General features: G+C 36.0%; 29 protein-coding genes and 2 pseudogenes. 10 read left to right on the forward strand and 21 right to left on the reverse strand.

Annotation, left to right across the window (positions count from 1 at the left end; genetic code table 11):
- Positions 1-44 precede the first annotated feature (44 nt).
- The 4 genes from G7057_RS01310 (at position 45) to G7057_RS01325 (ending at position 4,036) form a co-directional block, all read left to right on the forward strand.
- Complete coding sequence (locus G7057_RS01310; protein ID WP_166160688.1) at positions 45-1,052, forward strand: IS30 family transposase; 1,008 nt, start codon at positions 45-47, stop codon at positions 1,050-1,052.
- Between the two features lie 629 nt (positions 1,053-1,681).
- Positions 1,682-3,094: a prepilin-type N-terminal cleavage/methylation domain-containing protein gene (locus G7057_RS01315; protein ID WP_166160690.1), complete on the forward strand. Its 1,413-nt coding sequence runs from the start codon at positions 1,682-1,684 to the stop codon at positions 3,092-3,094.
- A gap of 37 nt (positions 3,095-3,131) precedes the next feature.
- On the forward strand, positions 3,132-3,593 hold the full coding sequence (locus G7057_RS01320; protein WP_166160692.1) for a prepilin-type N-terminal cleavage/methylation domain-containing protein: 462 nt from the start codon (positions 3,132-3,134) through the stop codon (positions 3,591-3,593).
- Positions 3,593-4,036 (forward strand): hypothetical protein, encoded by a 444-nt coding sequence (locus G7057_RS01325; RefSeq protein ID WP_166160694.1) that lies wholly within the window; start codon positions 3,593-3,595, stop codon positions 4,034-4,036. The genes G7057_RS01320 and G7057_RS01325 overlap by 1 nt, the downstream gene beginning before the upstream one ends.
- Before the next feature lie 443 nt (positions 4,037-4,479).
- Here the strand turns inward: G7057_RS01325 and G7057_RS01330 are convergent, their stop codons facing one another.
- The 11 genes and pseudogenes from G7057_RS01330 to G7057_RS01375 form a co-directional block, all read right to left on the reverse strand.
- Entirely contained in the window at positions 4,480-4,983 is a 504-nt protein-coding gene (locus G7057_RS01330) for an IS110 family transposase (protein ID WP_166160696.1), read from the reverse strand.
- A gap of 589 nt (positions 4,984-5,572) precedes the next feature.
- Positions 5,573-6,241, reverse strand: coding sequence for a P-II family nitrogen regulator (locus G7057_RS01335; RefSeq protein WP_166160698.1), 669 nt, complete (start codon positions 6,239-6,241; stop codon positions 5,573-5,575).
- The gene (locus G7057_RS01340; RefSeq protein ID WP_227004680.1) at positions 6,234-7,721 is read right to left on the reverse strand and encodes a DUF1538 domain-containing protein; all 1,488 of its coding nucleotides are present in this window, start codon (positions 7,719-7,721) and stop codon (positions 6,234-6,236) included. Before G7057_RS01340 ends, G7057_RS01335 begins: the two co-directional genes overlap by 8 nt.
- 288 nt (positions 7,722-8,009) lie before the next feature.
- Positions 8,010-8,264, reverse strand: a pseudogene (locus tag G7057_RS12030) (transposase); the annotation flags it as partial.
- 133 nt (positions 8,265-8,397) lie between these two features.
- Entirely contained in the window at positions 8,398-9,564 is a 1,167-nt protein-coding gene (locus G7057_RS01345; protein WP_166160700.1) for an alpha/beta fold hydrolase, read from the reverse strand.
- A 35-nt stretch (positions 9,565-9,599) separates the two neighbouring features.
- Positions 9,600-9,797: a hypothetical protein gene (locus G7057_RS01350; RefSeq protein WP_078755709.1), complete on the reverse strand. Its 198-nt coding sequence runs from the start codon at positions 9,795-9,797 to the stop codon at positions 9,600-9,602.
- Between the two features lie 49 nt (positions 9,798-9,846).
- Complete coding sequence (locus G7057_RS11970; RefSeq protein ID WP_159443861.1) at positions 9,847-9,993, reverse strand: hypothetical protein; 147 nt, start codon at positions 9,991-9,993, stop codon at positions 9,847-9,849.
- A gap of 17 nt (positions 9,994-10,010) precedes the next feature.
- Positions 10,011-10,604, reverse strand: a complete 594-nt coding sequence (locus tag G7057_RS01360; RefSeq protein WP_078755708.1) for a helix-turn-helix domain-containing protein — start codon at positions 10,602-10,604, stop codon at positions 10,011-10,013.
- A gap of 520 nt (positions 10,605-11,124) precedes the next feature.
- Positions 11,125-11,355 (reverse strand): hypothetical protein, encoded by a 231-nt coding sequence (locus G7057_RS01365; RefSeq protein ID WP_078755707.1) that lies wholly within the window; start codon positions 11,353-11,355, stop codon positions 11,125-11,127.
- 621 nt (positions 11,356-11,976) lie between these two features.
- Positions 11,977-12,306, reverse strand: a complete 330-nt coding sequence (locus G7057_RS01370; protein ID WP_227004616.1) for a hypothetical protein — start codon at positions 12,304-12,306, stop codon at positions 11,977-11,979.
- Positions 12,307-12,491: 185 nt separating this feature from the next.
- Positions 12,492-13,055: a hypothetical protein gene (locus G7057_RS01375; protein WP_166160702.1), complete on the reverse strand. Its 564-nt coding sequence runs from the start codon at positions 13,053-13,055 to the stop codon at positions 12,492-12,494.
- A gap of 255 nt (positions 13,056-13,310) precedes the next feature.
- Here G7057_RS01375 and G7057_RS11790 point away from each other — a divergent pair.
- A pseudogene (locus tag G7057_RS11790) lies at positions 13,311-13,505 on the forward strand (IS110 family transposase); the annotation flags it as partial.
- A gap of 51 nt (positions 13,506-13,556) precedes the next feature.
- Here G7057_RS11790 and G7057_RS11905 read toward each other — a convergent pair.
- From G7057_RS11905 to coaA, 8 genes are all read right to left on the reverse strand, one after another.
- Entirely contained in the window at positions 13,557-13,685 is a 129-nt protein-coding gene (locus tag G7057_RS11905; RefSeq protein ID WP_264372198.1) for a hypothetical protein, read from the reverse strand.
- 380 nt (positions 13,686-14,065) lie between these two features.
- Positions 14,066-14,290 (reverse strand): hypothetical protein, encoded by a 225-nt coding sequence (locus G7057_RS01385; protein WP_024410017.1) that lies wholly within the window; start codon positions 14,288-14,290, stop codon positions 14,066-14,068.
- 106 nt (positions 14,291-14,396) lie between these two features.
- Complete coding sequence (locus G7057_RS01390) at positions 14,397-15,074, reverse strand: hypothetical protein (protein WP_166160706.1); 678 nt, start codon at positions 15,072-15,074, stop codon at positions 14,397-14,399.
- Between the two features lie 15 nt (positions 15,075-15,089).
- Entirely contained in the window at positions 15,090-15,314 is a 225-nt protein-coding gene (locus tag G7057_RS01395; protein WP_078755702.1) for a helix-turn-helix domain-containing protein, read from the reverse strand.
- Positions 15,315-15,518: 204 nt separating this feature from the next.
- A complete protein-coding gene (locus G7057_RS01400; RefSeq protein ID WP_076765384.1) occupies positions 15,519-15,713 on the reverse strand; it encodes a hypothetical protein in 195 nt (64 codons plus the stop codon).
- Between the two features lie 57 nt (positions 15,714-15,770).
- Positions 15,771-16,229, reverse strand: a complete 459-nt coding sequence (locus G7057_RS01405; RefSeq protein ID WP_078755701.1) for an NAD-dependent epimerase/dehydratase family protein — start codon at positions 16,227-16,229, stop codon at positions 15,771-15,773.
- Between the two features lie 156 nt (positions 16,230-16,385).
- Positions 16,386-17,939 (reverse strand): glutamine-hydrolyzing GMP synthase, encoded by a 1,554-nt coding sequence (gene guaA / locus G7057_RS01410; protein ID WP_076765350.1) that lies wholly within the window; start codon positions 17,937-17,939, stop codon positions 16,386-16,388.
- A gap of 46 nt (positions 17,940-17,985) precedes the next feature.
- Positions 17,986-18,909 (reverse strand): type I pantothenate kinase, encoded by a 924-nt coding sequence (coaA, locus tag G7057_RS01415; RefSeq protein ID WP_076765348.1) that lies wholly within the window; start codon positions 18,907-18,909, stop codon positions 17,986-17,988.
- A gap of 333 nt (positions 18,910-19,242) precedes the next feature.
- Between coaA and mvk the strand changes: the two genes are divergently transcribed.
- The 4 genes from mvk to fni are packed head-to-tail and all read left to right on the forward strand — an operon-like array spanning position 19,243 to position 23,355.
- A complete protein-coding gene (gene mvk, locus G7057_RS01420; RefSeq protein ID WP_193566094.1) occupies positions 19,243-20,187 on the forward strand; it encodes a mevalonate kinase in 945 nt (314 codons plus the stop codon).
- Entirely contained in the window at positions 20,184-21,191 is a 1,008-nt protein-coding gene (gene mvaD / locus G7057_RS01425; RefSeq protein WP_166160710.1) for a diphosphomevalonate decarboxylase, read from the forward strand. The genes mvk and mvaD overlap by 4 nt, the downstream gene beginning before the upstream one ends.
- A gap of 14 nt (positions 21,192-21,205) precedes the next feature.
- Positions 21,206-22,282, forward strand: a complete 1,077-nt coding sequence (locus G7057_RS01430; RefSeq protein ID WP_166160712.1) for a phosphomevalonate kinase — start codon at positions 21,206-21,208, stop codon at positions 22,280-22,282.
- A 14-nt stretch (positions 22,283-22,296) separates the two neighbouring features.
- A complete protein-coding gene (fni, locus tag G7057_RS01435) occupies positions 22,297-23,355 on the forward strand; it encodes a type 2 isopentenyl-diphosphate Delta-isomerase (protein ID WP_166160714.1) in 1,059 nt (352 codons plus the stop codon).
- Positions 23,356-23,504: 149 nt separating this feature from the next.
- On the opposite strand, the gene G7057_RS01440 is transcribed toward fni, so the two are convergent.
- Both G7057_RS01440 and G7057_RS01445 read right to left on the reverse strand, forming a co-directional pair.
- Entirely contained in the window at positions 23,505-23,828 is a 324-nt protein-coding gene (locus G7057_RS01440; protein WP_166160716.1) for an AzlD domain-containing protein, read from the reverse strand.
- Complete coding sequence (locus G7057_RS01445; protein WP_166160718.1) at positions 23,818-24,525, reverse strand: AzlC family ABC transporter permease; 708 nt, start codon at positions 24,523-24,525, stop codon at positions 23,818-23,820. Before G7057_RS01445 ends, G7057_RS01440 begins: the two co-directional genes overlap by 11 nt.
- A gap of 163 nt (positions 24,526-24,688) precedes the next feature.
- Between G7057_RS01445 and G7057_RS01450 the strand changes: the two genes are divergently transcribed.
- Entirely contained in the window at positions 24,689-25,390 is a 702-nt protein-coding gene (locus G7057_RS01450) for an MgtC/SapB family protein (protein ID WP_166160720.1), read from the forward strand.
- Positions 25,391-25,416 lie beyond the last annotated feature (26 nt).

A 25,416-nucleotide genomic window follows, 5' to 3' on the forward strand; every position in this document is an offset into this window, starting at 1 on the left:
GTATAATTAAACTAACCAAACCAAAAAGTACAGGAGGACTCCTGATGAACTTTAATAAGTTTACCAATTCAATACGTAAAAAGAAAGAAAAACATCTAAAGTTTGAAGATCGAGTAAAAATTGAAAACCCAATCAAAGCTAATCGTATATTACCAAAAAATAAACAAATAACGAGAAAAGAAATGGCTGAGATCATAGGTTGTGGTGTTTCTAGTCTATATCGAGAGTTACGCCGTGGGAAAGTGATTTTGAAAGACTCGGCATGGAAAGATTATCAGTCTTATTCAGCGAATGTTGCTCAAGAAGATTATGACCTTCAAGCAACGAGTAAGGGTCCTGAGTTAAAGATTCGAGATGATCATAAGTTCGTAGAGTATATTGAATCTAAAATACTAGAAGAAAAGTGGTCTCCAGATGCCATTATTATGGACTTAGAAAAGAATGGTAATCCTTTTGATACAGAAATCAGTACTCGAACTCTTTATTACTATATCGAGAATAATATGTTCTTAAATGTAGAAATAACTGATTTACCACGACGTGGTGAAATAAAAAAAAGAAAGAAAAGAAAGGTTAAGCCTCGACAGAAAGTGCCTTTCGGGAAAGATATTACACATCGTCCTAAAGAAGCCGAAGAACGACTAGAGACAGGTCATTGGGAGATGGACACTGTAGAGTCAGGAAAGAAGTTAGGCACTGCCTGCCTCCTTACCCTAGTTGAACGAAAACATAGATCAACACTTATCTTTAAATTGAGGGCTCAGACTCAAAAAGAAGTGCACAGAGTATTGGATAATTTAGAGAAACAGCTAGGAACCGAAGATTTTTCAAATACATTTAAAACAATTACTGTGGATAATGGGACAGAATTTCTAGATTCAGAAACATTAGAAAAATCCATTAAAGAGAGTTCTAAGCCGCGAACAAATATTTACTATTGTCATCCATATGCTTCTTATGAAAGAGAAAGTAACGAACAGATGCACACATTGATTCGTCGATTCATTCCGAAAGGAAGTGCCATCAGTGAATATTCGAAGGAACGTGTATAAGAAATTCAAAACTGGATAAATAACTATCCTAGAAGAATACTAAAAGCAAATACTTCGATGCAGTTGTTAACTAGAGAATATATTCCAAGTGTTCAACAGATTTTTCAAGAATCTGCCTAAAAATGTTGTACAGGAAAAAGACTCTCACTTTAAGTTGCATTTAACAAGGGAATAACTGCACCGAGAAAAAATTGACAATGACAAATCATTATGAAACAATATACCGAAGGTGAGGTGGAGCATTTAAATACACTTGATTTTGATCCTTTGTTTGTTTAACTTTATAAAATGACAAATTGTGGATGGGGCTACTCTTTGTTCGCTGTTCACTTTTTTTATTTTAAAATCGAACGGCAGATGGTAATTTTTAACTATATTTGTTTGGAACATAATTTAATGATTTGACAACTGTAAAATGTTTTTATGCAATGCTAATGATCATATTAATATAAGTAAACTAACTTTCCCTTTTTCAAATAAATAGTTGGCAGATTATTAAGTGTATATTACATTAGGTAAAACAAACTAAAATTGTGCAACCGATTCCATAGACTTTAGTTTTATATAAGTCAATTTGTTATCAAAAACTACGAAGACTTACACAAAAATATGTAAAGGAGGTGATTTTGATGAACAAACACTTTTTAAATGAAAAAGGTATAACACTTGTCGAACTACTGGCAGCCCTCTCTCTTTTTGCGATTGTAAGCGCATTAGTTATGACAGTCCTCTTTAACGTCTTTCTAAACAGTAAAAACATAAGTGATAACGCCCAATTACGTCAAGATGCCAATTTACTTGTCTCAACATTGAGAAGTCATTATAACCAAGACGATCTTGAAGAAGACGAATTTGAAGTAAGTCTAGAGAATGGCAACATTCTTTTAATTGACGGACAGGAAGTAAACTCGTCAATGACTAGTTCAATTGATGAATTAGAACTAAAAAATGGGGAGAATTCAATCTCGGCAGTAAATCCGGCAGTGAATCAAAGTATGATTGTTAAAGCTGATGGTACACCCTTGTCAATTGATTTAACGTTGAAAAATGAAGCTGGGCAAACTTATAACCTTTTCACGACGATCGAAAAACCAGAAGAACTAGCGATTGCATTGCCAGTTTTCGAGAAAATCGATGTACCCAATCGACCTGATCCACCTGATACAAACGATTATACAAAAGTATTCCCGCCCGTTTATCCTATTGATATTCCTATTACTGGAAACATAAAATATGTTTCCAGTAATGGCTACCAACTTATTCCTGATGGTTGTGGAGATATAAAGATTGATGGAGACGTATGGCTTTATAATACTAATCCTCATAACGTCGTTGAAATGAAACATGATGCACCAAAATTTATTGTTACAAAAAACTTATTTGTCGATTCGGTATTTAAAATCCATAATTATCACCCTATGGATGTCCAAGGTCACGCTTTATTCTATACTAACCTAGAGCTCATAGATAGAGGGAAATTTACAGCTACAAATATTCATGCTGTTGGTGGTGATCATAATGGTAATGGGATTGTGGTAGGTAATCAAACTCGATTAGAGGCTAGAGAAAGTATCGATGTCGGTAAAACTTTCTACATTAATGGTAATACTTTTGTGGATGAAAATAATCAAACCATTTTGAGTAAAGATGTTTTGAGTGAAGGTGAAGGTCATGTTATAATAGGTAAAAACCTTATTGCCAATACAGTTGAGGCTGTCAATGATTCCATTATAAACATAAATGGTTCTGCATCAATTTCTAACAAACTATTAGCTAAAGGTAGGTCATTAATTAAGATAGGTAAAAACCTTATAATTGATGGGGATCTTGAAATGTCTGGTAACGTAAAAATAATCGTAGAAGGAAGTGCTAGAATCGATGGTGATCTGATTCTAGGTGGAACCTCAATTTTAAAGGTTAAAGGTAATTTGACGGTTACAGGTGACGTTGAACCAGATGGCGAGGGAAATAAAGGAACTTTAGACGTAGAAGGAAAAACCAACTTTTCAAAAGGAAAACCATCATGGTTAGTTGAGGATTAATATAAACAACGATTATTAAGAAGTGCAGGTGTAGATCATGAAAACTGGAAAATCTGAAGAAGGCTTTACATTGATAGAAATATTAGCATCGATTTCGTTGATAACGATAATTATCATTGCCGTCTCTACAGCTTTTATTAATTATGCTAATTTCACAAAAATATTAGAGAATAAACTCACTTCAGTACATGTTGCAGAAAAACTCGTCACTGAAATAAAAGACAATAACGAGTTAGCCCAATTATTAAATAGCCTAAATAAAAACAATACTGATCCTAATTATTGGGCTACACCAAGACAATTTTCTTCAGATGAATTACCTAATGTTTTAGCTACTTATAAACTTAATAATAGCCAATATAAACCGACTATTAGTATCTGCCAATCTCCAGATGAAAAGAAGTTAGATTTATATCGAGTAAAAATTAACATTGCTGATGCAAGTGGGACCGATCAGGCAAGTTTATTCACATACTTTCATTTAGGAAGTGAAACATAATGAAGCGATTAAAAAATGAGAATGGCTCAACTTTAATTATCGTTTTGTTAGTTTTAGTGATATTCACTATTTCCGTTTCTTTGTTATCTTTTCAAATTAACAATATGTCCGCGCAATTTAAAAAAACAGAAGCAGTTATTGAAGCGAAGCATTTGGCAGATATGGGGGAAGAATATTACAAAGCCTATGTCAATAAAAAGGTTAAAGATGAACCTGATTCAGTCGATTCAGATTTTTTAAATGATAAATTTAAATATATAGACCCTATAGAAGTTACGATTGATTCGGAGCCTTATTCCGGCTTTACAATTATGCCCGCCATAGATATTTCGGAGGATGACGTTAACAATACATTTACTATTGAATATGAAATAATAGGTACTGTTGGAACAGAAGAAGCTGTTAATAATTCTAAAATTGAGATAAAAATAGTTATCAATTGAGGTTAATCGTGCTCAATTAAGGAGCCCATAAAAAAAAGGTTGTGCAATAAATAGCGTCGGTGAGTAAAAATGATAACTCACTAACGCTATTTTATTTGACTGTCTATCGAAATAACTTTATTGACTAGAAAACACGAAACATTGACTGGGAGGTTACGCGGTGATTTCCACTCTAGGCGGACGCTTTCGGGCCTACAGGATGTAGGTCATGCAAGCGTCGTCACAAATGTTTTCGGTGGGACGAGTAACCGCAGTCCCACGACGTGACGGTTTTAGCTTGCCTTCCTTAAACTCAGCTAATTGATAAAAGCTTTCCAAGCTTTTATCACTGGATCTTCGGACACGATTGTTCCCGATGGAGTCGCCGCCTGCCGTTCCAATCACTTAATTCAGCTTCTTCAGTTATAGGTGACACGACAACCTAACCTGGTGCTATTCGTGTTTTAACCACATTTACTATGATAAAATGAAGTCATTTGTCCAGAAGTAGTTATAGTATATTGTAATTCACTGTGCAGATAGTTTCTGTTTACCAATAATTCGTCATGAACTTGATGATATGAAAATGACATTGCTTTAAGTTCTTTGTGCCGAAGAGAAGGTGGGATAGTGATTTGACGGTTGAATTTTAGATGAGATAAGGCGAGTCGATGAGCGTCAGCTTGATCTGTTTTCATCTGTCTAAGTGTAGCTGTTTGGAAACTTGCTTCCAATGGGTTTAAGCAATAATAATCGAAGCCATTGGTTTCAAATAAATGTTCTAACGGTTTAGAATAGACACCTGTGGCTTCGAAAACTAACTCAACTTCATTTCTTTTTAAAAAAGGCAATAGTTCATTGAATGCCGTTGGATTATGAGGAATTTCACCTTCATAAATCAAATCTTGATTTTTATAAAGGACTATATAACTTTTTCCTTTACTTACATCAAATGCCATAATATACATGATTTTACCTCCTTTCGCTTAATCTGAAGTCTTCACTAAGATTTGTCTATCTATTTTCCTAAATTCGATCTTATAGACCAACATACTATAAACAAATTAAACAAAAATAGTGAAGTGGACCTGTTTGACATACGGATTTAAAACCCTTTGGTGTTGTCGGTCTCAAATACTTCACATCTACTATAAAAAAAATAGTAGTGTAATACCACCGTCGTGGATATTACACTACTAATCTTAGTATGTTTGACAAAGAACCTATAAACCCTGCTATATCAATACTTCAATTGCCGATGTAATTATTCCCTTGACATCAATACAACCGTCTCCACATGTTTTGAGATGAGTTTATAGCTGTCAAATTCATTGTTTCAAACCCCATTTTTATTAAGGCTCGTTCTTGGAAACATATCCAAGATTGACTGTCGTTTGCGGGAACAAATCAACCGCTAATAAATATCGGAGTAAGATTCTAAATCACTATCCAATCTTTTAACTCTTTCTATAAACCTAGATAATGCTCCTTTATCAAAGCATTCACATAAAGGAGCATATCAATTCGATTATCATCTCTGCACTACTTAAACATCTATTACTCATAAACACCATAAGCTTTATTTATATTTTGAATAAAAACGATCCCATTTCCTGGCTTATCAATTTCAAGTTTTTCTCGTATTGACGTTACAATGGCCTCAGTAATATCCTCTTTTGATAGGATAATAACTATTTCTTTTTCAGGTTCTATATCCATATTAAATAGTTTACTCGTTTCATTTACCCCCGAGCCTCTTGCATTAATTATTGTGCCACCCTTTGAGCCAGCTTCTTTTGCTGCTTCAATTACTTCCTCAGCTTTACCTCTATTAACAATGATTATAATATTTTGATACATTAGCTTATTAACACCTCTTCCTTCTTCGTTTTCTTCAGACTTATAACACCTAGATCCTACAATTTCACAAGCACTTGTGGTAAAGACAATACCATGATTTGGTTTTTCAAACTTGAATTCTTTGTTTAGTTCAACTAATGCATGGTCTGCAGTATGGTAATCTGTTCCCAATAAGACTATTTCCTTTCTTTCATCGTATAAAGATAAGAAATTTAACAGGGAATTATTTATAGTTCCCTTTCCAAGGAAAATGGTCCCACCAGAAATACCATGTTCTTTTGCCTTCTGTAATATCCTGCTACCCATTCCATAGTTAACAACTACATATATTAATTCAAAAATCGGTATACTGTTATAATTAGTCATCCCTCTTTTCAACTCCTTTTGTTTTTGATTTTATAGCAAACACCAAGCCCAAAGCTTCTAAAGTGATAATTGGTGTCATGGCAACCATCGCAATCATTCCAAAGCCATCAACCATTAGATCCGCCCCCTCAAAAGCATGTGCTGCCCCTTGTATAAATGCCAAAATAAAAGTTGCAGTTATAGGACCAGTAGCCACCCCACCAGCATCAAATGCAATTCCTACAAAGAGCTTTGGTATGAAAAACATCATTGACAGACATATGATGTACCCAGGTAGCAAGTAATGCCATAACTGTATCCCAGGCACTAATACACGTATAACCGATAAAGCCACGGCAAAACCAACTCCAATTGCCAGCGGAATTAGAACTGCTTTTCTCTTTACATAACCGCTTGTTACATCTTCAATCTGTTGAGTTAAAACATAAACAGCCGGTTCTGCTAAAATTGTTACAACCCCAAGAACAAAACCAATGATTATGATATAAGCTTTATTATCCAACAAAGCCAAATTATTACCAATGCTCGTTCCTACATCCATAAAACCTGCATTTACACCTATTAGGAATACAAGCAAACCTGTAAATGCAAATGCAAATCCCGTAAGTAGTTTTCGAAGTTCTTTTTTCTTTAGTTTAAAAGATATTTTCTGCAAAACTAATAATATTACTAGCAATGGTAAGATTGCCATAAAACTTTCTATTAAGTAATCAGGAATTATATCTATAAATGGTCTGATGATTGAATTTGAATCAGAAATTCCTGAATCAAGTGCAGCAGAGAACTCATTTGTTTTTGAAAATATGTCTAAGAGCAATACGGACATTATTGCACCAGTTGACGCGATGGCAACCAATCCGAAACTATCTTTTTCTGATGCCTTGCTATCCTTTTTTAGCTTTGATATACCCACTGATAAGGATAAAATAAATGGTACTGCTAGTATTCCTGTTGTTGATCCCGAAGCATCAAAAGATATCGCCAAGAATTCACGTGAAGCAAAAACTGCGAATCCAAAAATAATTAAATATAAAGCAAACAGCACTTTATATAAAGGAACATTGTAGAATATTCTTAAAAAACCTAATGCTAGCATTATTGCTAACCCTATTGACACAATAATAAGTATACTAATTCCTGATATTTGACCTGATGTCACTAGATTGACTTGATTTGCAAGAACCATTAAACCAGGCTCCGCAATTGATATAAAAAACCCAAGTATTAATCCTGCGATCAAAACAATCCATAGCTTGTTTGATTTAGCAAGTGATGTTCCTGTAAACCCTCCAAGAGGAGTAATACCAATGTCTACTCCTATCAAAAAAATGGTCAGACCCAATACCACAAAAAAAGAACCAATAAGAAATCGAATAATTAATATTGTGTCTATCGGAGAAACAGTAAAATTTAACACTAAAACCAATAATGTAATTGGAAGAACAGAAAATAGCACTTCTTTAAATTTTGAAACAATCACATTCAATGCAGTCATCCTTTCTTTATGCTAATTATGCTTCTATGATGTAAGCATCGCCTCACTTATAAATTTCAATTGTATTTTGTCTCATAATTATTTATGTAAATTTCAAGTTTAAGTTAGCCACTTGATATTAATTAATTCCTTGTGAAATTGTTAGTCGTTTCGCCTAGATAGTGAGGGCTTGATAATGAGCTGAGACATGATAGTCTTTTGACAAGCTGGCCTAGTCCAGCTTTCCAGCATTCAAGTCATGTCGAAGGAGGCTCGTTGTCAAGCCCTCACGGGTTAAGCCGCTTGCCGTTCTGACCTTAGCGCATGAACAAAACAGTCGTGTGGTGTTCTGTAGCCTAGTATTTTTCTTGGATAATCGTTCATCCATTGTTGTATACGTAAGCACTGAACGTCCGCGATTTGGCTGATGGGCTTCCCTTTAGGAATGAACCGTCGAATAAATTTGTGTTGATTCTCACTCGTGCCTCGTTCAAATGAGGCATAGGGGTGACTGAAATAGACATCCAGCGAGTCCTTCAGAGCGTCATGTGAATTCATCCTGTCTATTGAGAGTTAGTGGTAACTTCAATATAACATGAAATTCACATGGCGTTTTTTATGTTAGCTTAAGTGGCTAACTTTATTATAAAATCCAGTAACTATAACATAACTTAATTGACGTTTAATTACTCTCTATCTGCTGTTGCAACCAGTCATCTATGTAAGAAAACACTTCCTCGTTATTTAGTTCATTTACCAATTCATGCCGGGCATCTTTAAATAACTTAAGTTTTACATTTTCCAAATCTAATTGAACATATTGCTCATATAATGCTTGAACTGCTTCGCCATACTTACCAACAGGGTCCATATCACCAGAAATAATTAAGAGGGGTAAATCTTTTTCAATTTTTTCTAGTCGTTTTGTTTGATATAGCAATTTAAAAGCGTGGAAGAGTTCATAGTAAAAATTTATCGGAGAAACGAAACCAGACAATTCATCTTTCTTATATTGATCCACAATTCTAGCATCTCTTGTTAACCAACTAGATGTCGGTGTCTGATTTTGAAACTTCTTATTGAATGACCCAAAAGATAATTTATCAATCAATTTAGCTTCTTTTTTATTATCGAATACAATATTTTGGAAGGTAGCCAATATTCTTCCCATTTTTACGTCCAGTCCATTTTGTTTGGCTGAACCAGAAAGAATGATCCCATCTATTTTTTCAGAATTTTGAATGATATACTCCTGCCCGATAAATGAACCAAAACTATGAGCAAAAATAAATAAAGGTAGCTTTGGATATTTCTTTTTTATCAACTCAGAAATTAGTTGTTCATCTTTAACAATTTTTTGAAAACCATTCTCACCAATATACCCAAAAACTTCTTCTTCTGTTAAAGAATGACCATGACCGCGATGATCATCCGCATAAACAATATAACCTTTCTTATTCAAAAAACATGCAAAAGTTTCATATCGTGCAGAATGTTCGGCCATTCCATGAATAATTTGAACGATTCCTTTTGGTTTTTCTACTTGATCCCATATACGTAAAAATATCTTTTGGCCATCATGGGAAGAAGTATATATAGTTGTATGTTCCATTTTCCTGCTCCTATCAAATTTAATTTTATTTAGTATAATACAAAACAAATTATTAATTATTGTCAAGTGGCGGTTTATATAATCTTTTTCAATCTCATCATTTTGTTTCTTCACAATCCAGGTAGGTGTGAACACCTCTGCTTTTGATTTGGTTCGTTCTTTTTGCATCTCCTTAGATTTGAGAGCACGCGGTTTAATGATATTTCCCATTCGCCCTGTAACTAATTCAGGTAACATCTGAGCAGTTGCCGCATAAGCTTTCGAGCCGAACTTCACATAATTTTCGTTTGCCCATATAATATTTTTTTCTTCTTCGAAGTTGATGTCGTTCGATCAATTAACAAAATATCCAATATGCCAGGCATTTGTTCACGTATTGTATTTTCAAGAATATCGGTCGAGCTAATCGAAACGATATTTCTATTTTTATTTTCTTCAATTGAATTAATCATAGTATCTCCTACAAACAAATAATTGCCTCCTCTCGCCATGGTTTAATCATCTCAACTACAGTCTTAATTATGATAGTAGATGTCCAAAATTCTCCACCAGCTTTTCCTTCAAAGCTGGCAAACTATTCGCTTCTTTAGGAACCCAGATGATATTCTCTGCTTCGTATTCATCTCGGTCTTCTTCAAATCCTATGTTTCCTGTTTTCTCGGTCATCTTTTTCCTTCAAATGTTTAATAGTTATGATCTTCAAAGACTTCAAATATTTCACCTTCAAAGCCTTCTTGTTCTGGTTCGCTACTTAACCAATCAGGTAAGACTTCGTAATAGTGAGCCAATGCTTCAACCGTTTTGTGTAGAACAGGTTCATGCTGTACTTTTTCAAGTAGTTCTACGATGAGACTATAGGTCTCCAAGTATGGATTATTATCTACTATATCCATTGCAGCCTTAAACCTTGATATGAGTTTTGCTTTTTCAATATCTCGTTCGATGGCATTCATTTCTTCTTTATCGTAAATGGGAACTTCAACAAGATCATTAATCTCTCCCAAAGAATACTGCTGTTCATGCTTTTTGATTACAGGCTTCAGATCTCTTTTCAGCTTTTCCTTCTGGATTTCTAACTGATCAATTTCACTAAGCTCACGTCCAAAGTAAGACTGATCAATACCAAAGAGTTCTTCTAATACCGGTAGATATTTCTTTGGAATGTTCTGTCGCCCTTTCACCCACATGTTAATATTTTGTTTTTTTATGCCAAGTTTTTCTGCAAGTTCTATATGTTGAAGGTTATAGAGATTTAAAACATATTCTAATCCTATCAAGTTCTCACCTCCTGGTGCAGAGCTATAATTCCACCTAATATCTATTGTACTTCGTTTTATTGACTCGGTCAATAAAACGTGTAAATGTTTTCTGACTTTTTGACAGCAATTCTATCAACTCACCATTGTTTTGCCAATCATCTTATCAACTCACCACATCAACAATTATTTCGGCTGATTTTTTTTTTATTTCATCATTCTTGGATAACTTCCCTCAAAGCAAAAATCCGTGATTATCCTTCCGGCTTGGAGCCAGATCTCAAATCACGGAAAGTCCTTATTTACACATGTTTCTACTCTATCACTTGTCTACCCTTGACATCAATACTACCGTCTCCACATGCCTTGAGGTGACAATAAATATGCCATGAAGACCCAGTGGCTCCTTGATGTCAGCTTATTTCCCATAAATCTCCACTTGAAAGCATAAATATTGGTATTAGCACGAAAAACAAAGTATGAAAAATCTGTCCAACAAGGCATTTTATTTTCGGAATACTTTTTTAATACATCACACTGCTTATGCAAGTGTAAAATATCCCATACAAAGAGCTATAGTTGACAGGATATAAAGAGAAGCCTGTAACCATTCTTTATCTTTTATATTTATAATCACATTCAGGCTTCCAACAACTATAACAGCAGTAACAACAATTAACCATGTGAACATTCCTCTAAGAAAGATAAACTCTAAAGCTGTTAGAGTTCCCACAACTAAAAATGCAATTTGAAAATATTTAGCTACCCTCATAATGATCTCCCTTTCTAAACAAATATTAATTTACTCTAGACTTTAAGTCTCCTCGATACTATTTCAAAAGTATTTTTTTCATAGATATAATAATGATTTTATCACTATTAAACTAAGTCTTCAACAGCCAAGTTGTAACTATTGCTAAATAGTTTTCTGATGTTTTCATCAATCTAAACATATATTAATCTCATTCGAACACATCTATTTATAATTTTAATTAGATTTTGATTATTTTTTACTTTTTTAAAATACAGTGGCGTGGGCGACTCATTGTAATTAGCAATATCAACCTTATATTCAGCAACTGTATAATTAGATACTAGCCCATTTCCATCATAATGTTTCTAGATATCCTTCTTCTATAAACATTATGGCATAATTTTTCCAGCTTCACAACTGCTTCAACATGTTTTGAGATGAGGGGATAGCTGTCAATTTCATTCTCATTAGCTCATTTTTTATCAATGCTCGTACTGGGAAACATATCTAAGATTGTCAGTCGTATGTAGGAAAATATCAAAAGAGGTTAGCCACTATAGAAAATAGTATGGAATACCCTCCTCTAATAATTGAGATTTCTTATCTTATCAGAATCATAACCAACTTTCTTAAACACACTTAATACCAGCGGCTCTTCATATCCTCATCGTAAGCAGCTAATATTCGCTTATACTCTACAGGATCATCGTTCTCACAATCCAATTTTATTGTTCGATCTACAATAGGCTCTAAGGAATCAGGATTATACCAAGGTTCCTTAATGGATAAATAAATAATCTTCTTAGTTTTTTGTCGTCCCGCCATTTCTTTCAGCATCTGAATTTCTTTTTCATTTTTAGTTACACTTTGTATCGGCCATACAATCATAAAATCGAAAGCATAATCATCATATTTATCACTATTACTTTTAGTGGTTAAATTATTAAAGAATATTTTTAGATTTGACAATTTCATTCCCTGCCCATATTTTTGGGGCACTTTGACTTTATAGAGTTCTGCCCATCGGAAAAAGTCCTCCATACCATTTTTTGATGTATGAATAGCACTTAGGTTAAGACTTAAGTGTTTTTATTTTGAAAAAATATAATTTAGAAATAAAAAAAACCACCGAGTGGTGGCTTTTAGCTTTCAATTTAATTATCTTCTTCTACCATTTCTAAACATTCATCTAAATCAAATTCTTCTGTGAATTCTGGATCCATATGGGTTAAGAAGTGCCAATCTTCTGAATCTTTTTTTCTAAATAGGATTGCTTCTCCGTCTTCTGATCCGAAGTAGGCTCTTTCTACTTGGTAGCCTTCCTTTTCTAGATTTTTCTTTACTTCTAAATAATTATTTTCTCTCGCTTCGATATGTTCTCTTAAATCTGAATTCGCTACTGTGTAGGCATCCACTCTAGTTGCACCTTCTACGATTCCTGTTCCTTTTTTAGATAAGTTTGGAATTTCTTTCCAATATACTTCTACATCGCCATCTTCTGTAAACATAAACTTAGTTAGTGGTACTATGTTGCCGTTTATTTCTAGTTCCATGTAGTCTGAGATGGAATCTAGCTTTATAGTTTCGTATTCAAATCCGTCTATCTCTTCAAATTTGTATCCTTTAAGTTGAGATACAAATTTTCTTCCTTCTTCTATGGTGTCAAATAGTCCTAGCTCTGTGCTCATTCTATCTTGGCATAATTCTAATATAAACATTTTTTTCTCCTTGTATAATGAACACATAGTAAATTAGTGTTCTATTTGTTCTTTTTATCTTTTTACTATATGATAAGCATAGGCCTGTGGATTGGTTATTTCTCCTATAGTATGACTATTTTATTAAGGTTCCAACCACAATTCTATGTTTATTTGTTTATGAGTTAGATAACGCTTGATGTTTTATCTCGTGCAAGGATACGATACATAGTTTTTTGTGAATGACCACAGTCATTTTTTCAAAGGTGTGTTTTTATGTTTCTTGTAGGTATCGATGTTGCTAAAGACAAACATGATTGTTTTATTTGTGATTCTGAAGGCAATGTTCTTAAAGATGTTTTTACTTTTTCTAATGACAGGCATGGTTTTCATTTGCTACTATCGTTTTTGCCTTCGTCTTCTGAAAATGTAAAAGTGGGGCTTGAAGCTACTGGACATTACCGCTTGAATTTAATCAACTTTTTGATTGATAATGGCTACTCCCCAGTAGTTTTCAATCCTTTACAAATTATTATCAAAGATATTTCCGAGGACCACACCAATCCCTGCACCCAAAGAAAGTCCAAGTCCAACACCTAAAGCAATTGCATTCCCTTGTTTGTCTTCATTTTTCTTTTTATCATCATTCATTTCGATTCTCCTATTGCACCTAAAAATTCGGTCGGAACCATTTACAAACTTCAATTCATACACAAAGTTGTCCTTGCACATGCTCTTTTCCAGTGGTGCATTTCCATGAAGAGCATGAAATGTATTGATTTCACTAGCACTCAATCGCGAGCGGGGCAGGAGAACCGTCCCCTGTCCCGGTAGTTCGTAGTTATTCCTTTCTCCCTAAAAGCACCACAAGTTCCGCATGTTTTGAGATGAAGTCATAGCTGTCAAAGGGCAATTTCCATTTTACTTTTTTACTAAATTCCCTTTGAGGGAAGATATCCACTGTGGGTTTTCGTATGAGGGAAGATATCCACTGTGGGTTTTCGTATGAGGGAAGATATCATTGTTCCCTCTTAGCTATCAGACAGTTCCTCCAGAATATTAATTGCTTTGTACACCTTCCCACAACTTGTACATTTCCAATTGCTATTGCTTTTCTTCGCTTTTTTATGCATGTAATCCAACATGCCTCCACATAGTGGACATGGCTGTGGTTCTTCTGCCCAGAGACTTTTTAGGAATCGAACTGCCTCATCTCTAGTTTCTAAGTGAAGTTCTTTCAACATATCATTTTTCATATTCTCATCCTTATAATTTTCTATTTTACATACTCAAAGCAGCTCATAACTAGTGTTAGTATAATGTTTTTCAAAACTTCTTCCTTATTACTTTAACCAATCAAATCTACCCATCCAAATCCTCCTCAGTAACATCAATGCCAAATAGTCTCTGGAACTTATCAAAGTTATAAGGGTAAGAGTTATCGCCATCAAATCTTACTGGCTTATGGCCATTACTATATTCAAATTCCAACTCCCACTGTGTTCCATCAAGTACCATGTATCCGAAGCGTTTAGTTGTATAATGTCTTCGCCACTCACCGATGTGAAGTTCCTTAAGTGCAGCAATGTAGCTATTCTTTGTAAATGGCTCCTCATTATCATCCAACAATACAAGTGGTTCTACATCTTCCCATAACTTTGTATAGGCTTTCAATTCTTCGGATAGCTCTACAATATAGGTGCTATAACCGCCAAAGTAACCACCAATGTTAAAGGTAATCTTGCAGATAGCATTTATGTTCGCATCAAAATCGGCTGCCTTTTCTTCAGACTTTGATAAAGTGTATGTTCCGCCAGCCTCAACATAGGCTTGCTTGGCTTTATCCAAATATTTACGGCTCCAATGAAGGCGGGTATCTTCACTTGGATGCATAACAGTTTTAATGTCATTATACGGGTTTTCCATAGAATTTTTGAGGTAACCTATTTCTTGCTTAAGTCCTCGGATGGCGGTCATTATTTCTTCTTTTGTTTTTCCTTTGAGATACTCTTCATAGTAACTTTCCGGACTAATCATCATATTTGACTGCCTCCTTTATTCGTTAGATATTTTTATTTCTTCTCCATCTGGTAAAATAAATGCCTGCACAAACTTGACACCTAGCACATCAGCAATGACTTTCAACTCATCCAAGGTTACCGTTTCTCGTTGTAATTTTTTATTGAAATTCTGTGGAGTCTGGCCAATACGTCTAGCAAGTTCGGAAACACTTATATTCATTTGCTCACACAGTTCTTTAATCATTTCTGCCGTAGTCATACAGCACCTCCAAGTTTACGCTAAGAATATTATAAACCATTTGGTTGATAAACACAATAGTTATTAAAATATTATTATAATCAGCAAGCAAAAGAAAACCCACAACTCTACTGTAGAGTCATGGGCTATCGGAAATTTATTTTTTATTTCTTGCCCTTATATAAAAACAAGAAGTAATCCTTCAAGAAATGAATTTATCATTATCTACGATTTGCTATCATCTTTCATTATTCTATCAGCTCTACCGAGACTTGAATATAGGATCACTATTGATAACCCTGAAGATAACACCCAATAACTAATATCGTAAATTGCTAATAGTATTGCAGTAATTGCTAATACCATAGCTGAAATTAATCCAATCACTACTTTTTTATCTTTCAAAACTTTATAATTCATTATTTGCTTCACCTCGCTGGATTTGAAGTTGTATTTAGTTATTCGACTTTTCGAACTTTAGCTTACCACTTGGAAAGGTGCTTGGGTGAACAACACTTGTTCTGCTTGACGCTTGCCTTCACCGTAATCAACCGTTTTGTTTGGATCAATATCATAGGTTAATGGATCAAAGTCCGCCTCTACATATCCGTCTTTATTTCCCGCATAGGTTGCCAATGAAGAGGTAAAGTAATAGTGTTTCAATTGTTGACCAAATTTTTCAATACGGATTCGTGCATCCTCAGCGTTATAACAGATATTATCGAATACTGCATCCCACTGTTGTGCTTGAACTGCTTGCCAACCAGCATGAGCTGCATCGCTCGCATCTAACACAATATGTTGCACCTGACCCTCAAACGGAACAGGATTGTTACCTCGCGTCGCAACAGTCACGTCATAGCCTTTATCTAATAGTAATTGGACAGTTTTTTTACCAAAAAAATTCGTTCCACCTAACACAAGTATTTGTTTCATTTCCTTCACCTTTTCTGATTTTATTTAATTTATTTTTAGAATAGTCCTAGACTATCCAACTAACTCAAAGTTGTCTACTTTAACATACTAACTGCTATCTATTAAAAACAGCGACACCCTTTTTAGATAAAAGGTTGTCGCTGTTTTACTTCTATTTTATTCCCACTCGATCGTCGCTGGTGGCTTGCTCGTAATGTCATACACGATACGGTTAACGTGTGCAACTTCATTAACGATTCGTTTTGAAATAGTTTCAAGGACTTCGTAAGGAATACGTGCCCACTCTGATGTCATACCATCGATAGATGTTACGGCACGGATACCAACTGTATAATCATAAGTACGGCCGTCTCCCATAACACCAACACTTCTAATACCTGGTAAAACTGTAAAGTATTGCCAGACATCGCGTTCTAAACCAGCATTTGCAATTTCTTCACGAAGAATTGCGTCTGACTCACGAACGATTTCAAGTTTTTCTTCTGTAATTTCACCTAGTACGCGGATACCTAGTCCTGGTCCTGGGAATGGTTGGCGCCAAACAATGCTATCAGGCATACCTAATTCTGTTCCTAATTCACGAACTTCATCTTTGAATAAGGTATTCAATGGTTCGATTAGTTTGAATTGCATATCTTCTGGTAGTCCACCAACGTTGTGGTGAGATTTGATTGTTTGAGCAGTTTCTGTTCCACTTTCAATAACGTCTGTGTAAAGTGTGCCTTGTGCTAGGAATTCAATCCCGTTCAATTTAGTTGCTTCGTCATCGAATACGTAGATAAATTCGTTACCAATAATTTTACGTTTTTGTTCTGGATCGCTAACGCCAGCTAGTTTAGACAAGAAGCGTTCTTTAGCATCCACTAAAATAATGTTCAAGCCGAATTTACCAGATAGGCTTTCCATTACTTGGTCTGCTTCGCCTTTACGTAGTAAACCATGGTCAACAAAGATACATGTTAATTGGTCACCGATTGCTTTTTGAAGTAACACACCGACTACTGATGAGTCAACACCACCTGAAAGGCCTAGCAAGACTTTTTTGTCCCCTACTGTTTCACGGATTTTTTCAATTTCAACGTCAATGAAGTTTGCGATTGACCAGTCAGCTTTACAGCCACAGATGTCGAAGGCAAAGCTGCGTAACATATCATTACCATGTTCAGAAGCACGTACTTCTGGATGGAATTGAACACCGTATAGGTTTTTTTCTTCGTTTGCAAATGCGGCAACTGGGCATTGTGCGTTTGTTGCTGTTACTTTAAAGCCTACTGGAACATCTTTAATTAGGTCACCATGGCTCATTAATACCGTTTCAGAGCGGTCTAATCCTTTAAAAATACCACTTTCCACATCTAAAATTTCAATTGCTGATTGGCCATACTCGCGTTGCCCAGCAGCTTCTACTGTTCCTCCGAATTGTGCAGTCATTAATTGCATGCCGTAGCAAACGCCTAAGACGGGAATCCCTAAATCATAAATGGCTGGATCCACTGTAAATGAACCTTCTTCATACACGCTATTTGGTCCACCTGAAAATACAATCCCTTTTACGTGATCCATTTTCTTAATATCTTCTGCTGTTGTGCGGTGTGATAGTAATTCTGAGAACACACCGAATTCACGAATTCGACGAGTCAATAATTGGTTATATTGACTCCCAAAATCCAAAACGATAATTTTTTCCATTGATGATAAATCTGTAGTCATTTGAAATGGTCCCTCCATGCTTCTTTTTTAAATGTTATTACCATAATTAATATTTTTTGATCTGAAGATAGTCGATAAAGTGATTATCAGATTTATGAATAATCAGATCGGCACGCGTCATTGTCGGTGCAATATATTCTTCGAGGTTCTTTAAGTTGACAGACCGCCAAACTGCCTTAGCCATGTTAATCGCATCTTGCCGGTCTCCTATGGCATAGTTGTAGTAGTAGTTATCGGGATGGTCTTTAGCCCGATCCATCAGCATTTCGAAGCGTTCTAAATACCACTTTTCAACATTTTCAATATCCGCATCCACGTAAATTGAAAAATCGAAAAAGTCACTCACATAGATTTGCTGGTTGGATGGTAATTGTAACACATTAATCCCTTCAACTATCAGTATATCAGGACGATCGACAACATCAAACTCATTCGGCACAATATCATAAATATGATGCGAATAAACAGGTGACTTCACATGGCGCTTACCAGTTTTCACATCTAATAGGAATTCAATCAGACGCTCCATATCATAGCTTTCAGGGAATCCTTTTCTGCCAAGGATGCCATTTTCGATTAAATGAGCATTTGGATATAAAAAGCCATCGGTTGTCATCATTGCGATATTTTTATCTGGATAGAATTTTTGCAATAAGTTTTGGAGAACACGCGCTGTTGTACTTTTCCCAACTGCCACACTTCCGGTTATCCCTATCATCAGTGGTGCTGGTTCATAAGGGTAACCTAAAAAATTACTTTTCATTTTCCTTAGTTTTCGATAATTTTTTTGATAAAGATCGATCATCTCAACGAGAGGGACATAAATATCACGAACATCTTCTACAGAAAGCTTATCGTTTAAGGATGTCAGACTTTCTATTTTTTGTTCAGATATTAGTGGAATGGACTCTTCGTGGAAGGTTTTCCATTTGCTCCTATCGATTTGATAGTAGTTGCTAGTCGTATACATGCTAACGTCCTTTCATTTCATGAACATTTTCAGCTATTGTAACACATTTATTTTGCTTTTTACTACAGAAAGTTACGATTTAAATGATGATTATTCGTTTAACAGTTAATTAGTCACTATTAGGCAATTAAGTTTTTATAAATTAATACTTGTTTAATTTACTTTATTGACATCCTCCGATAAAATTAAGGAGAATAAGAGTTTACGACCACTTTTAAAACAGTTCAAAATGCTGTTTTAATCTGATGATTTAAGGTATGATAAATGAGTTTGATTTGACGATTTTATCCGCTCTGTTTGATGATGATATCGTAGCAAAGGAAGATGTATATAATGACGACAAATATAGGAAAAGCTCACGGAAAAATTATCCTGATGGGAGAGCATGCGGTTGTATATGGCGAACCCTCCATTGCCCTCCCCTTTCCCGCTGTTGAAATGATCGCAAGTGTCTCAGCCTATGAAGGTCCAGTTCGACTAGACTGTTCGTATTACCACGGCATCGCCGATGATATGCCGGAAATTTTACAAAGTCTAAAAAAAGCCATTGAATTGGCTCTCGAATCATTGAAGCAACCTTATGAGAACTTAGCTATTAACATTGAAAGTGCCATTCCACCTGAAAGAGGGATGGGATCAAGTGCTGCTGTTGCTGTTGCTGTCACACGAGCCATTTATAATTATTTTAATGCTGATTTAGATCATGGTCGCTTGATGCACATGGTTAATATTTCTGAAAAAATTGCTCATGGTAATCCAAGCGGGTTAGATGCCCTCACAACCAGTAGTTTGTCGCCCGTTTACTATCGTAAAGGCGCTGACATTATTCCTTTTTCACTGAAAATGGATGCTTATCTTGTTGTAGGTGATACTGGTGTAACTGGTCAAACCAAAGAGGCGGTGCAAAGTATTGCCGATCGTATTGAAAAAGAAGCTCAGCCGATTAGTCGAGAGAAAATTGCATTGTTGGGTAAACTAGCTAACCATGCTAAGGGTTTCCTCGAACGAAATGAAGCTAAAGAGCTAGGCGAAGCCATGAATCAAGCCCATCTTTTATTAGCTGAACTCGGTGTTTCCAATAAAGAGTTGGATAACCTAGTTTCAGCAGCAAGAGAAGCTGGTGCTCTAGGCGCAAAGCTGACTGGTGGAGGACGTGGTGGCTGTATGATTGCTTTAGCTAACAATCAAAGTGAGACTGAAAAAATCCGTCTTGCTCTATTAAATGCTGGTGCGGTAACAACTTGGATGACATCATTAAATCAGGAGGAAGGTCTATGACACAAGCAGCTGTAAGAGCTCATACAAATATTGCATTAATTAAATATTGGGGGAAAAGAGACGAAGCGCTCTTCTTGCCGACTAACAGTAGTTTGTCGTTAACGCTCGAAAAGCTTTATACTGATACATTGGTTCGGTTTGATGACAGCTTAAGTCAAGACCATTTTATTTTGAATGGTCAGCCCCAAGCCGAGAAAGAAACACAAAAAATTAGCCGTTTCTTAGATCGTTTTAGAAAAGAAGCTGGTATAACAACCTTTGCTCATGTTGAGAGTATTAATCATGTTCCAACAGCAGCTGGTTTAGCCTCTTCTGCTTCTGCTTTTGCTGCACTAGCGGGGGCTGCTAATATTGCTAGTGGATTAAACTTAGATTTAAAGACATTATCAACCTATGCAAGACAAGGCAGTGGTAGTGCAACGAGAAGTATTTACGGTGGTTTTGTTGAATGGAACAAAGGAACCTCTTCTGACGATTCATGTGCGATTCCTGTTGATGATGCAGATTGGGATATTGGGATGCTAGTTGTGGCCGTTAACCGTTCTGAGAAGAAGATTTCTAGTCGGGTTGGCATGAAACAAACCATTGAAACCTCTCCTTATTATCCGTCTTGGGTTGAAACAGCTGAAACAGATATTCAAGCCATTAAAGAAGCCATTAAAGAACGCAACTTTGAACGAATGGGTGAAATTGCCGAACATAGTGCGATGAAAATGCATGCCTCTATGTTAGCAGCACAACCCCCTATTATTTACTTCGAACCAGCTAGTATGAAAGCTATCCAAATCGCTCACCAACTGCGTGACCAAGGCATTCCGTGTTATGTTACAATGGATGCTGGCCCAAATGTGAAGGTGCTCTGCCGCCTCTCACAAGCTGAACAAATAAAAAATGCTTTTAAAGAACATTTTTCTGAAGAACAATTAATGATTACAGGACCAGGCCAAGGTATTCGTCAACTAACAAATGAAGAATATCGCGCCAATAACTGGTCATTGAACTAGAGAGGAAGAGAACATTGGTACAAGCGAGTGCACCAGGAAAACTATTTATTGCAGGTGAATATGCCGTTGTGACAAGCGCACACCCAGCCATCTTAGTTGCCGTGAATCAATTCATCACAGTTACTGTCGAACAGGCAGAAGAAGAAGGAACCATCCACTCCGCTCTAAATGGCGGATTACCAATTCCTTGGACAAGACTGGATGGCAAACTTTATATTGATGAACGTGAAAATCCCTTCTTCTATATTACTCAAGCAGTCAAATATACGGAACAATACATTTTAGAAGCTGGAAAAGAGCTTCACTTTTTCCACTTATCAGTTGAGAGTGAACTTGATAATGCTAAAGGAAAAAAATACGGCTTAGGCTCTAGCGGAGCTGTGACCGTTGCGACTATTAAAGCTTTGCTAAAATTTTATGATTTAGAGGTAACTGCTGAACTAATCTATAAACTCGCTTCACTAGCTCACCTGTCTGTTAATTCGAATGGCTCATTTGGTGATATTGCAGCCAGCAGCTATACGGGTTGGATTGCCTATGCTTGTTTTGACCGTAAGTGGGTTCTAGAACAAGAACAACACCTATCTATTACAGAATTAGTCCAAAGTGACTGGCCTGACATGATGGTGAAGCAATTACAAGTGCCTGAGAAATTGAAATTGTTAATAGGCTGGACCGGTTCACCTGCTTCAACAGCTCATTTAGTTGATAAGGTCAATTTAAAACGTAGCAAACTAGAAGACTTTTTCCCTATTTTCCTAAGAAAGAGTAAGACTTGTGTAAGTGCTCTGATTGATGCCTTTGAAACAGGTGACGTGGATGCTATTAAGATTGGGATTAAGCGAAATCGTGAGTTGTTACAACGTCTCGCTTCTAAAACAGGTGTTAAAATTGAAACAGAATTGCTAGCGAAACTGATTGAAATTGCCGAAAAATTTGAAGGTGCTGGAAAATCATCTGGTGCTGGTGGTGGCGACTGCGGAATCGTTCTAGTAGAAGAAGATAAAAATATTTCATTATTACTTTCTGATTGGCGTAATTCTGGTATTCAGCCACTGCCATTAGAAGTCTTTTATGAACAAAAGAATTAAAGGAGCCCGTTATTATGACTATTGATTCAATTCGTAAAGATGAGCACGTTGACTTAGCTGAAAAACAATATCAAGCAGCTAGTCAATCTGACTTTCAAAAAATTCGTTTTGTTCATCACTCATTGCCACAAATGGCAACAACTGATGTCTCTCTGGCATCACATTTACTCGGTTATGATATGCCCCTTCCCTTTTATATTAATGGGATGACAGGTGGGAGTGATAAGACCAAAGTAATTAACCAGCAACTAGCTGAAGTGGCTAAAGCAAGCGGTCTTGTGATGGCATCAGGATCAGTTAGTGCGGCGATTAAACATCCAGAACTCTCTGATAGTTTTAAAGTGATCCGTGAGGTTAACCCAGATGGGATTGTGCTTGCTAACTTAGGCGCTCACCATACGGTTGAAAATGCGAAGCGTGCCGTTGATATTTTACAGGCTAACGGTATGCAAATTCATATTAATGCACCTCAAGAACTAGTTATGCCAGAAGGCGATCGTGATTTTTCAATGTGGTTAAGTCAAATCGAAGCCATCGTTAAAGGTGTTGGCGTTCCGGTTATGGTTAAGGAAGTCGGTTTTGGAATGAGCCGTGAAACCATTAAGCAACTAACTGATGTTGGTGTGGAGTGGATTGATGTATCCGGTCGTGGCGGAACAAACTTTGCTGCTATTGAGAATGCACGCCGTAGCACCTTCTCTTATGATGATCTAGAAAATTGGGGACAATCAACTGTCGTATCTCTATTAGAAGCAGCTGATCTTAAAAATGATGCTCACATTTTAGCATCTGGTGGGATTAAAACGCCTTATGACATTGTTAAAGCCTTGAGTTTAGGCGCAGAAGCAGTTGGTCTATCAGGTCAATTCCTTCATATGGTTTTAGAAAATGGTCCTGAAAAAACAGTGGCAACCATCGAAAGCTGGAAAGAAAAAATCACTGCCATTATGACACTGTTGGGAGCAAAATCAGTTGCTGATTTGCAAAAAACTGATTTAATGTTCCACCGTGACTTAATTGACTGGTGCGATATGCGCAGTATTGACTATAAAGCATACGGAAAACGATCATAAAAAACTTGGCCGCAAAAGCGTCCAAGTTTTTTTGTAGACTAGGGGATTATAAGTTCAGCCATCAATGTCTAGCTCCCTAGTCGACATGTTTCTTCGTTTTTATGTCAAGTGGGCCATTATTTTGTACTCACTCGACATAATGAGCTTATTTATTGCATCCATACCATGATACTAATGGCTATTACTCCGGCCAGTATCGAATAAATCATATTCTTTGTTTTGTAAGCTACTAAAATGGTCATCAATGATGGTAGTAATTTCGGATTTGTTAAAACATTCAGCTCAACCGCGTCTTCATAGAAAAATACATCGGTTGCAATCAAAGCTGCGAAAATGGAAATCGGGATATAGCCCATCCACTTTCGGAACCACATCGGTAAATTAGCATTTCGTAATAAATAAATCGGTAAAAACCGAGGGATATAAGTCACCACTGCAGCGAAAATAATTAATAAGAGCAAACTACGATTCATGAACAACTTCCTCCTTACGTGCCTTTAAGTTAGCTAGTCCTAAGCCAACTAAAGAAGCAATAATAGAGGCAATTAAAATAGCAACCCCATTTTTTAAAACGACTTTCAGTATAACAGCGCTCACCATTGCAAAAATCGTTGTCCAAAATAATACCCAGTTTTCAATTTGAGAAACTAATAAAAAAATGAACATTGCTGTCAGCATGTAGTTCATCACAACGGTTGAAATAGAAACACTACTACCGAGTAAAGCACCAATCGTTGTACTGCTTGCCCAAGTCACATATGTGGCTACGCCAGCTGTCATTGCTTTGTTCGCTGTCCACGACGGGTCGATTTTAAATTTCATCATGTTTACTGCATAAGATTCGTCAGTTATCGACTGAGCGAATGCCAGATTGAAGAGATTGGATTTATTTTTTAAGTGACCAGCTATCGTAGAGCTCATTAACAGGTGTCTTAAGTTGATGAAAAAGACCATTAGGACAATTTCAATAAATCCAACACCACTGATGGTCATAGATGCAATCATAAATTGAGATGCCCCACCATAGACCAGTAAACTCATTAATAATACTGCTATGCTATTAAAGCCTGCTTGTTGAAGTAAAACACCACAAGCAAGTCCAATTGGAAAATAACTAATGCAGACGGGAATTATTGCTTTAAAACCGTCACGCCATTCTTCTTTTTTCACGTTATACCTCCTTATGTTGGTGATAAGTAATTGTATTCTATCATAGTTTTTTAACATTAAATCGTTTAAAATGATATTTTTCTAATGAAACCCTTTTCCTAACTTTGACTTTCTATCTACTAGAAAATAGATTAGAATAAATAGAAAGAAGGGAGCATCGCTGATGTATGATTTAAACTATGTTGAAGTGACTATTCGTTTAGTCATTGCTATTATGATCGGAGCAGCGATTGGTATGGAACGCGAGACTAACCACCAATCTGCGGGACTACGAACGAATATTGTCGTTTGCGTTTCTGCTTGTTTGCTAACCATTATCCAAAAAGAAACCTCTTATATGGTCATTCGAATGAGCATGGAGAATCCTGATTTACAATCGGTTTTGTCAACTGACTTTACACGATTGACTGCTCAAATCGTTAGTGGTATTGGTTTTCTTGGAGCTGGTGCTATTTTAACAACACGCTCGGATACCGTTTCAGGCTTGACGACGGCAGCAACGATTTGGGGCGTCGCAGGTCTAGGTATTGCAGTTGGTATGGGCTTATACTATTTAGCAATTGTTACCTGCGTTATTTTATTAATTGTCTTATATGTTTTAAAACGCATTGTAAAAATTGGAGAGCTATTCCAACTTGATATAAAGGTTACTGACCGATCTGCCATTGAAAAATTCAATCAGTTTTTCAAAGACCATAACTTAAAAACAACCGATGAAGATTTTAAAATGCTAAAGACAACAGAAGGCGTTATTTTTCATCTCAATTATAAAATTTATATCCCCCACTCTGTTAATCATAATGATATGATTGAATCCTTTTTAAAACTGAGTGACAGTATAATCGAAATTTCATTTCAAGACTAAAACGATTGCACGTTTGAGTGATCGTT

The organism is Jeotgalibaca arthritidis, assembly GCF_011100465.1.
GTDB classification, from domain to species: domain Bacteria; phylum Bacillota; class Bacilli; order Lactobacillales; family Aerococcaceae; genus Jeotgalibaca; species Jeotgalibaca arthritidis.

Excerpts from the sequence above, each read along its gene's own strand:
- G7057_RS01345 (WP_166160700.1), bottom strand. The coding sequence starts at position 9,564 with ATGTTACCTGAATTAGTTACAGGGCGAATGGGAAATATCATTAAACCG.
- G7057_RS01320 (WP_166160692.1), top strand. The coding sequence starts at position 3,132 with ATGAAAACTGGAAAATCTGAAGAAGGCTTTACATTGATAGAAATATTA.
- G7057_RS01310 (WP_166160688.1), top strand. The coding sequence starts at position 45 with ATGAACTTTAATAAGTTTACCAATTCAATACGTAAAAAGAAAGAAAAA.
- G7057_RS01325 (WP_166160694.1), top strand. The coding sequence starts at position 3,593 with ATGAAGCGATTAAAAAATGAGAATGGCTCAACTTTAATTATCGTTTTG.
- G7057_RS01385 (WP_024410017.1), bottom strand. The coding sequence starts at position 14,290 with ATGAAAAATGATATGTTGAAAGAACTTCACTTAGAAACTAGAGATGAG.
- G7057_RS01375 (WP_166160702.1), bottom strand. The coding sequence starts at position 13,055 with ATGTTTATATTAGAATTATGCCAAGATAGAATGAGCACAGAGCTAGGA.
- mvk (WP_193566094.1), top strand. The coding sequence starts at position 19,243 with ATGACGACAAATATAGGAAAAGCTCACGGAAAAATTATCCTGATGGGA.
- G7057_RS01335 (WP_166160698.1), bottom strand. The coding sequence starts at position 6,241 with ATGACTAATTATAACAGTATACCGATTTTTGAATTAATATATGTAGTT.
- guaA (WP_076765350.1), bottom strand. The coding sequence starts at position 17,939 with ATGACTACAGATTTATCATCAATGGAAAAAATTATCGTTTTGGATTTT.
- G7057_RS01330 (WP_166160696.1), bottom strand. The coding sequence starts at position 4,983 with ATGTATATTATGGCATTTGATGTAAGTAAAGGAAAAAGTTATATAGTC.
- fni (WP_166160714.1), top strand. The coding sequence starts at position 22,297 with ATGACTATTGATTCAATTCGTAAAGATGAGCACGTTGACTTAGCTGAA.
- G7057_RS01365 (WP_078755707.1), bottom strand. The coding sequence starts at position 11,355 with ATGAGGGTAGCTAAATATTTTCAAATTGCATTTTTAGTTGTGGGAACT.
- G7057_RS01315 (WP_166160690.1), top strand. The coding sequence starts at position 1,682 with ATGAACAAACACTTTTTAAATGAAAAAGGTATAACACTTGTCGAACTA.
- G7057_RS01395 (WP_078755702.1), bottom strand. The coding sequence starts at position 15,314 with ATGACTACGGCAGAAATGATTAAAGAACTGTGTGAGCAAATGAATATA.
- G7057_RS01450 (WP_166160720.1), top strand. The coding sequence starts at position 24,689 with ATGTATGATTTAAACTATGTTGAAGTGACTATTCGTTTAGTCATTGCT.
- G7057_RS01390 (WP_166160706.1), bottom strand. The coding sequence starts at position 15,074 with ATGATGATTAGTCCGGAAAGTTACTATGAAGAGTATCTCAAAGGAAAA.
- mvaD (WP_166160710.1), top strand. The coding sequence starts at position 20,184 with ATGACACAAGCAGCTGTAAGAGCTCATACAAATATTGCATTAATTAAA.
- coaA (WP_076765348.1), bottom strand. The coding sequence starts at position 18,909 with ATGTATACGACTAGCAACTACTATCAAATCGATAGGAGCAAATGGAAA.
- G7057_RS11970 (WP_159443861.1), bottom strand. The coding sequence starts at position 9,993 with ATGACCGAGAAAACAGGAAACATAGGATTTGAAGAAGACCGAGATGAA.
- G7057_RS01405 (WP_078755701.1), bottom strand. The coding sequence starts at position 16,229 with ATGAAACAAATACTTGTGTTAGGTGGAACGAATTTTTTTGGTAAAAAA.
- G7057_RS11905 (WP_264372198.1), bottom strand. The coding sequence starts at position 13,685 with ATGAATGATGATAAAAAGAAAAATGAAGACAAACAAGGGAATGCAATT.
- G7057_RS01400 (WP_076765384.1), bottom strand. The coding sequence starts at position 15,713 with ATGAATTATAAAGTTTTGAAAGATAAAAAAGTAGTGATTGGATTAATT.
- G7057_RS01440 (WP_166160716.1), bottom strand. The coding sequence starts at position 23,828 with ATGAATCGTAGTTTGCTCTTATTAATTATTTTCGCTGCAGTGGTGACT.